The sequence below is a fragment of the Nocardioides taihuensis genome, assembly GCF_042657275.1.
GTDB classification, from domain to species: Bacteria; Actinomycetota; Actinomycetes; order Propionibacteriales; family Nocardioidaceae; genus Nocardioides; species Nocardioides taihuensis.
This window is the reverse complement of the sequence record NZ_JBHSKD010000022.1, coordinates 1-4,228: the sequence shown is the minus strand read 5'-3', so window position 1 is coordinate 4,228 and position 4,228 is coordinate 1. Positions and strand designations below refer to the sequence as shown.

General features: G+C 68.7%; 5 protein-coding genes. 4 read left to right on the top strand and 1 reads right to left on the bottom strand.

Going from position 1 to position 4,228, the window contains the following annotated elements:
• Positions 1-167 precede the first annotated feature (167 nt).
• Positions 168-1,895 carry a pyruvate dehydrogenase gene (locus ACFPGP_RS16280; RefSeq protein ID WP_378591831.1) on the bottom strand — a complete coding sequence of 576 codons (1,728 nt, stop codon included), beginning with the start codon at positions 1,893-1,895 and terminating at the stop codon, positions 168-170.
• A gap of 415 nt (positions 1,896-2,310) precedes the next feature.
• Here ACFPGP_RS16280 and ACFPGP_RS16275 point away from each other — a divergent pair, with 415 nt between their 5' ends.
• From ACFPGP_RS16275 to ACFPGP_RS16260, 4 genes are all read left to right on the top strand, one after another.
• Positions 2,311-2,496, top strand: a complete 186-nt coding sequence (locus ACFPGP_RS16275; protein ID WP_378591829.1) for an Lrp/AsnC family transcriptional regulator — start codon at positions 2,311-2,313, stop codon at positions 2,494-2,496.
• A 20-nt stretch (positions 2,497-2,516) separates the two neighbouring features.
• The gene (locus tag ACFPGP_RS16270) at positions 2,517-2,744 is read left to right on the top strand and encodes an Lrp/AsnC ligand binding domain-containing protein (protein WP_378591832.1); all 228 of its coding nucleotides are present in this window, start codon (positions 2,517-2,519) and stop codon (positions 2,742-2,744) included.
• Positions 2,745-2,962: 218 nt separating this feature from the next.
• Positions 2,963-3,202 carry an IS110 family transposase gene (locus tag ACFPGP_RS16265; protein ID WP_378591828.1) on the top strand — a complete coding sequence of 80 codons (240 nt, stop codon included), beginning with the start codon at positions 2,963-2,965 and terminating at the stop codon, positions 3,200-3,202.
• A 12-nt stretch (positions 3,203-3,214) separates the two neighbouring features.
• Complete coding sequence (locus ACFPGP_RS16260; protein WP_378591827.1) at positions 3,215-4,144, top strand: transposase; 930 nt, start codon at positions 3,215-3,217, stop codon at positions 4,142-4,144.
• Positions 4,145-4,228: the final 84 nt, after the last annotated feature.

Below are 4,228 nucleotides of genomic sequence, written 5' to 3'. Positions count from 1 at the left end.
TCACAGCTCACTCCGAGGCAAGCCCCCGATCAGCCGCCTGTGACCAACGTGGTGGCCGGGTACATCTAGGAGCGCTTCGTCGTCCGGGAGCCGGCTCTGAGCCTGGTCGAGGGGACGCGTAGAGAGACGGAAGTAGCTCGAAGTGCCGCCGGGGATCCCGACCTGGTTCATCGCATGCAGCATGCACCACTCCAGATCCTGGGCGAATGCGGGCTCCCAGGCGATGCAGCCGGGCTGCTCGAGGCCGATGGAGGGGTGGTGATCGACTGGTGGGCGCCGCCTTCGGGGGCGAGGGTGACCCCGGAGGGGGTGCCGACCAGAATCGACTGTCCGCCCGCGTAGATGCCGTACGACCACGGCTCCAGGGCCCGGTTCACGAACGGGTCGTAGAGGGTGGCGATCGGGATGAGCCGCTCACCCCATCGGGACCAGGTGGCCCCAAGCTCCCCGAGCAAGCAGACCAGGTTGACTTCGGTGATGCCGAGCTCGATGTGCTGCCCGGACGGCGCTTCGGACCACTTCAGGACGCGCTCGCTGTCGTCGGCGAACCAGTCGCGTCGGTCGTCGATCGACCAGACGCCCGTCTTGTTGATCCAGCCACCGATGTTCGTCGACGACGCCACGTCGCGACTGCAGGTCACCATCCGGGCGGCGGCCTCGGGTGCTGCGCGGGCGACGTCGGCCAGCAGCCTGCCCAAGACGGCTTGGGTCGAGATGGGGGCGCGGTGCGAGCGGCCGGTCGAGGTCGGCACCAGGTCCGGCTTCGACTGGGTCACGGGGGTCCGGGTCAGCTCGTCAGCGCGGTCAGCGCACAGGTCGGCGGCCGGCGATCCGGTCTGGAACGTGCGCCACGGGTCGTCGAGGCTCGATGCGGTCGAGGTGGCCAGCTGGACCATCTGCTCCTCCGAGAGCAGGACCGAGTGGTTGTTCGGGTGCCCTTCGGTCGGCAGGCCGCGGCCCTTGATCGTGTAGGCGAACACGATGCTGGGCCGGGTGTCGTCGACCGCGGCGAAGGTGTCTAGGAGCAGGCCGAGATCGTGGCCGCCGAGGTCGCGCACCACCTGCGCCAGCGTCTCGGGCGACACCGACGCAACCAGAGCGCGCAGCTCGTCGCTACCCGGCTCGGCCATGATGCGTTCGACGAGCTCGCTGCTGTCGGCGCGCAGCATCCGCTGGTACTCCTCGTTCGGCATGGACTCCATGCGGCGTTTGAACTCGGCGCCGCCGGGCTGATCGAACATGGCGCTGATGGTGCGGCCCCACTTGATCGTGATGACCTGCCAGCCGGCGGCGGCGAACATGCTCTGGAGGCGTTCGATCTGAATGTCGGGCACGACCCGGTCCAGCGACTGCCGGTTCAGGTCCACGATCCACAGCAGCTCTCCGAGCCTGGCGACCGCCGGGTCGGCGACGGCTTCCCAGATGGCCCCTTCGTCGAGTTCAGCGTCTCCGAGCAGGCTGACGAACCTCCCCGAGGGCGGCGCGTCGGGGAAGTGGGTCTTGACGTACCGGTGTGACATCGCCGCCCACAGGGCGGCGGTGGCCCCAATGCCGACCGAGCCGGTGGAGAAGTCGACAGTGTCGGGGTCCTTGAGCCGGCTCGGGTAGGACTGCAGTCCGCCCTTGGCGCGCAACGTGGGCAGGTACTTCGCGTCGAGGTCACCGAGGAGGTAGTTGATCGCGTGCAGCACGGGGGAGGCGTGGGGCTTGACCGAGACCCGGTCGACGGCGGTGAGCTCGGAGAACCACAGCGCCACCATGATGTCGATCATCGAGGCGCTGGAGGACTGGTGGCCGCCGACCTTCACTCCGGTGGTGTTGGGCCGCCCACGGTTGGCCGCGTCAACGATCGCCGTGGCGAGCCACAGCACGCGCTGCGCGATATCACGCAGCACCTGGACGTCGGGCGTCGGGTCGCCGAACGGCGGGACCGGTGTCTTGGCGGCGGCGCTGGGGTCCTGCGGGGGAGCGATGCCCGGGTCGGGCTGGCCGGTGTGGATCTCGGAGATGCTCATGCGTGTCCCTCGACGTCAAGGCTGGTCGCTGTCGGGCCCGTTGGGTGCGAGGCCCTGAGCCGGTTCACAGATGTGGTGCGGTCTTTAGCGCCCTTGCGTCCCGGAGGTGTCCGGTGCGCGGCAACGGGTGTCGGCTGGGGTTCTCCCGCACTCAGGATGACGACCTCCCCGGTCGCTGCACAGGTCAGCGCTACGGACATGCTCGAAGTCGCGATATAGCACTGCCCAGGGACCCCCCGAAACGACATATGTGTGCGCCGGGCGCACGAAAAGAGCACGGAAGGCGCGATGGCGCATGGACGCGATCGACGAACAGATCCTTGACCTGCTGCGCCGCAACGGCCGGATGGCGGTCCGTGAGGTCGCACAACGGGTCGGCCTTTCGACGGGGCCGGTGTCGCGTCGCATCAAGCGGCTCGAGGACACCGGGGTCATCCGCGGCTACGTCGCGATCGTCGACGCGCCAGGTCCGGCTCGTTAGAAGCGTTCACCGAGGTCCGCCTGCACGGCACGACCGAGACCGGCGAGCTCGAGAAGATCGTCCGCGATGTCCCTGAGGTCCAGCAGTACTTCACGATCTCGGGTGATCCCGACGCGCTGATCCACTTCCGGGTCAAGGACGTCGACGACCTGCAGCGCGTAGTGAACGCGATGCGACGCACAGGCAAGCTCGCTGGCACGAAGACGCTCATCGTGATGGCGTCCTGGCGGCGTGAGGCTCTTTCCTGACTGATTCGACGGACCCGGTCGACGCGCCGGAGCGACTGATTCTGGGGGGAGTCGCCCTTGACATCCCGGCTGCCTGCGGTGCCTCGTTCGCGGAGAGCGAGCCGAAGGGTTACGACGCATGCAGCACGTGGCTGGATACCAGCCCAAGGGCGGTGACATGACGTCCGTAGCGGCCGGCCTGCTGGCCTTCGCCCGCATCCTGAACCGCTCGGCCGTAGGTGGTCTCGCCGCACGCGTGGCGGTCAACGTCACCGGTCGACGTCCCGGCCAAGATCGCGGCACGGGTGCGGGTCTTCGACACCGGTCACGCCCGCAAGACCGACGCCACCGATGCGCATGCGATCGCGGCGATAGCCCTGCGCAGCCCGGACCTGCGGGTCCTCAGCTTCGACGAGGAACTGGACGCGTTGCGGCTGTGGGTCGACCGGCGCGACGAGCTGTCGGCGCGGCGTGTGTAGACGGTGAACCGGTTGCATCGGCTGCTCGCCGAGCTCGTTGCTGGTGGCGCGGGCAAGGACCTGACCGCGACCAGGGCCAGGCGGCTGCTGGCCACGGTGAAGCCCAGGTCCCTTGCGGGTGAGACAACCAGACGGATGGCGGTCGAGGAGGTGGCCGACCTGGTGGCCACCGACGCACGGCTGAAGGCCCTGACCAAGGAGCTCGGTGCCGGTCCGGGACCGGGGCTAGCGCCTGATGGACCTGCGCGGGATCGGGCCCGCCGGCGCCGCCCGGATCCTGGCCGACGTCGGAGACGTCGCGCGGTCCCGGATCGGAACCACTTCGCGTCCTGGACCGGCACCGCGCCGCTGGATGCCTCGTCCGGCGAACAGATCCGACATCGGCTGTCGCAGGCCGGGAACCGGCGGCTGAACCACGTGCTGCACATGGCCGCCATCGCCCAGATCCGCCTCGGTGGCGAGGGCCGGACCTACTACCTGCGCAAGCTCGACGAGGCCAAGACCCGTAAGGAGGCCTGGCGCTGCCTGAATCGACGCGTATCTGACATGGTCTACCGCCAAGTCGTTGCCGACGCGCAAAACACCGAGGAGGGTCCGGGAGGGCATTCGGGGGCGTCACTCACGTCCAGCGCGGCCGACCTGCGCACCCCGGTCATCGGCTCTTCGGATCAGCCACAACCCGAACCCGCAGCACCGACGCTACCCGCTCGACGACCACCCCGAACACCCCACGTGCACTCGGCTCCCCAGCCCCCGCGCCGGCAACAAGCACCGGCGCATCTCAACGGGGCCGAGAACGCACCCTTGGCACAGAGGGGAACCGGAAGGGCGCACGATCGACCTGCCGCCCCGCGTCTTGCCGGACGCTCATTGGCGCCCGAGTGCCTTCCGGTGAAGAAGCCGACGATGGGCGGAGAGCGTGTCCGCCGGTACGGGCTGTGAGGTGCGCTCGAAGTCGTGACACCTAGGGCGTGTCTCCTAAAGAACGCAGGGTCGAGCCGTGATTGTTGACGCATGTCGCGTTCT

Bases quoted from the DNA above. Each gene is read 5' to 3' on its own strand.
- ACFPGP_RS16275 (WP_378591829.1), top strand. From the start codon at position 2,311: ATGGACGCGATCGACGAACAGATCCTTGACCTGCTGCGCCGCAACGGC.